Source organism: Streptomyces atratus (assembly GCF_014648655.1).
GTDB classification, from domain to species: domain Bacteria; phylum Actinomycetota; class Actinomycetes; order Streptomycetales; family Streptomycetaceae; genus Streptomyces; species Streptomyces atratus.
Genome location: NZ_BMRN01000152.1, coordinates 1 through 2,248, shown reverse-complemented (window position 1 = coordinate 2,248; position 2,248 = coordinate 1). Strand labels below are relative to the sequence as shown.

Sequence of the window (2,248 nt, the reverse complement as noted above, 5' to 3'; positions counted from 1 at the left end):
GCCCGGGTGTACGTCCTGGACGGCAGCCTTTCCCCGGTTCCTGCGGGTGTCTCCGGTGAGCTGTACATCGCGGGTGCGGGTCTGGCCCGGGGTTACCTGGGCCGCCCGGAGCTGACGGGTGAGCGTTTCGTCGCCGATCCGTTCGCGTCGGACGGTGGCCGTCTCTACCGCACCGGTGATGTGGTGCGCTGGTCGCAGGACGGCCAGGTCGAGTACCTGGGCCGGGCGGACGAGCAGGTCAAGATCCGCGGCTTCCGCATCGAGCTGGGCGAGGTCCAGTCGGCGGTCGCCGCCCACCCGGAGGTCGCGCAGGCGGTCGTCATCGCCCGCGAGGACGTACCGGGGGACAAGCGCCTGGTTGCCTACGCCGTCCCGGCCGAGGAGGCCGATTCGACCGAACTACCCGTCCGTGTATCGGAGTTCGCGGGCGAACGGCTGCCGTCCTACATGGTCCCGTCCGCGGTCGTGGTCCTGGACGTGCTGCCGCTGAACGTGAACGGGAAGCTGGACCGCAAGGCCCTGCCCGCCCCCGAGTACGCCACCGGCAGCGGCCGCGGCCCTTCCAACGCCCGCGAGGAGATCCTGTGCGCGGCGTTCGCCGAGGTCCTGGGCCTCGGCGGGGTCGGTGTGGACGACGACTTCTTCCGGCTCGGCGGCCACTCGCTCCTCGCGATCCGCCTGGTCGCCCTGCTCCGTACGCGAGGTGTCTCCGTCTCGATCAGGGCGCTCTTCGACGCCCCGACCCCGGCCGGTCTCGCCGCCTCGCCGGGCTCCGAGCAGATGGCCGTCCCGGCGAACCTGATCCCGGCCGGCGCGACCGCGATCACCCCGGCGATGCTGCCGCTCGTCGACCTCACGGTTGCCGAGATCGCGGCGATCGTCGTCACCGTGGACGGTGGCGCCGCGAACGTGGCCGACGTCTACCCGCTGGCCCCGCTTCAGGAGGGCCTGCTCTTCCACCACCTCCTCGTGGACGGCGGCGAGGACACGTACGTCATGCCGACGGTGGTCGAGTTCGACGCCCGCGAGCGGCTCGATGCCTTCACGCAGGCGCTCCAGAGCGTCGTCGACCGGCACGACATCTACCGCACCTCCATCGTGTGGGAGGGCCTGCGCGAGCCGGTCCAGGTGGTGCGGCGGCAGGCGACCCTGCCGGTCGAGTTCGTCACCCTGGACGCCGAGGGCGGCGACCCGGTGAAGCAGCTCCTCGCGGCCGGCGGGTCGATGGACCTGGGCCGGGCCCCGCTGATCCGGGTCCACGCGGCCCGGGTCCCCGGCGGGGACCAGTGGCTGGCGCTGGTGCGGATCCACCACATGGTGCAGGACCACACCGCCCTGGAGGTCATGCTCGCCGAGGTCAACGCGTTCCTCACCGGACGCGACGGCAACCTCGCGGAGCCGCTGCCCTTCCGCAACTTCGTCGCGCAGGCCCGCGCCGGAGTGACCACCGGCGAGCACGAGCGGTACTTCGCCGAACTGCTCGGCGACGTCACCGAGCCCACGACGCCCTTCGGCCTGGCCGACGTCCACGGCGACGGCACCGGCGCCACGCGCGCCCGGGTCGTCTTCGGCGACGAGCTGCACACACGTCTGCTCGACGTCTCCCGCCAACTGGGCGCGAGCCCGGCGACGTTGCTGCACCTGGCGTGGTCCCGGGTGCTCGCGGCGGTCAGCGGCCGCGAGGACGTGGTCTTCGGTACCGTCCTGTTCGGCCGCATGAACGCCGGTACGGGCTCCGACCGGGTACCGGGTCCCTTCCTGAACACGCTGCCGGTCCGCGTGCGCACCGACGAACTCGGCGTCCTCACCGCCGTGTCCGCGATGCGCGGCCAGTTGGCGGAGCTCCTTGAGCACGAGCACGCGCCGCTCACGGTGGCGCAGCAGGCCAGCGGGGTGACGGGTGACGCGCCCCTGTTCACCGCGCTGTTCAACTACCGCCACAACAGCGGCGGCGGTACGACCGAGGAGCCCCGGGTCCGCGACGAGCGGCTGGACGGGATCAGGAGGGTCTTCTTCGAGGAGCGCACCAACTACCCGCTGATGGTCTCGGTCGACGACAACGGCGACCGGATCTCGCTGGCGGTTCACGCGGTCGCGCCGATCGACCCGGAGACGGTGGGCCGCTTCCTGCGCACAGCCGCGCAGAACCTGGTCTCCGCGCTGGAGTCGGCCCTGGACGGCGACCACGACGACGTGCCGCTGAGCTCGGTCCAGGTGCTGGACGAGGCCGAGCGGTACCGGGTGTTGA

General features: G+C 72.1%; 1 protein-coding gene. It reads left to right on the top strand.

All coding sequences use genetic code 11. From position 1 onward, the window contains the following. Window positions 1-2,248, top strand: a 2,248-nt coding sequence (locus IEZ15_RS43735; RefSeq protein WP_189282489.1) for a condensation domain-containing protein, incomplete at both ends; no start/stop codon positions are given.